We start from the raw sequence: 981 nt of genomic DNA on the forward strand, positions 1-981 counted from the left end.
TACCCCACTCTCAACTTTAAAAGTGATTGAAAAAAGAAGAGCACCTCACTAATCTATTGTTTTCGACCAAGAATACAATGGAGTTGTGAGATGCCCATAGACGAATTTATCATCAATATCTATTTAATGGTAGAGCAATATTACAAAATAGTCGTCACCAAACCCTTGCGAAGTGCAGGTTACGCGCCAAAGCTAAGTGATCCTGAGGTTATTTGCATGGAGATGGTCGGTGAATTTTTACACCTTGATCAAGACAAACAAATTTGGCAATACTTTACCCAGCATTGGCAAGACTGGTTTCCAGCCATCGGCTCATACCCTAACTTCGCAAAGCACTGCGCCAATCTGTGGCAAGTCAAACAGCAGATACAAGATAACGTCAGTCAAATTGAAGGCCGTGACAACATTCATTTTATGGATGGCTTTCCGATACCCGTCTGTCATTATGGACGCGCTTATCGGCATAAGAATTATCAAGACTTAGCAGCTTTTAGCTACTGTGCCGCTAAGCAAGAGAGATACTATGGCTTTGAGGGACATTTGCTTGTTAACTTATCGGGCATGATTAAAGGCTTTACCTTTGCTCCTGCCAATGTTGATGAAAGAGCGGTTGCCCCAGAAATCACCACTCATATTCATGGGCTACTTGGCGCTGATAAAGGGTATATCAGCCCTAGTCTGACATCGTACTACGACGCTCAAGGCGTGGATTTACAAACGCCACTCAGAGCCAACATGAAAGAGGATAGACCCAAACCTGTGGTAAGGCGGCTAATGAAAGCCCGCCGTATCGTTGAAACAGTCATTGGTCAGCTATCAGAACGATTTAATATACAAAGGGTACGAGCAAGAGATTTATGGCATTTGTCTCATCGATTGATTCGTAAGATTCTTTCACACAATCTGTGCTTTGTACTCAACAAAAAACTTGGTAATCCGCCTCTTCAGTTTGATTTGCTTATTTCAAGTTGAGAGTGGGGT

General features: G+C 42.6%; 1 protein-coding gene. It reads left to right on the forward strand.

Annotation, left to right across the window (positions count from 1 at the left end; translation table 11 throughout):
- The first annotated feature begins 90 nt into the window (after positions 1-90).
- Positions 91-972 carry an IS982 family transposase gene (locus AAEY80_RS14235; RefSeq protein ID WP_193011376.1) on the forward strand — a complete coding sequence of 294 codons (882 nt, stop codon included), beginning with the start codon at positions 91-93 and terminating at the stop codon, positions 970-972.
- The last annotated feature ends 9 nt before the right edge of the window (positions 973-981 follow it).

The organism is Psychrobacter sp. 78a-MNA-CIBAN-0178 (assembly GCF_040309625.1).
Lineage (GTDB): Bacteria > Pseudomonadota > Gammaproteobacteria > Pseudomonadales > Moraxellaceae > Psychrobacter > Psychrobacter okhotskensis.

Coding starts and splice junctions, on each gene's coding strand:
- AAEY80_RS14235 (WP_193011376.1), top strand. CDS start 91: ATGCCCATAGACGAATTTATCATCAATATCTATTTAATGGTAGAGCAA.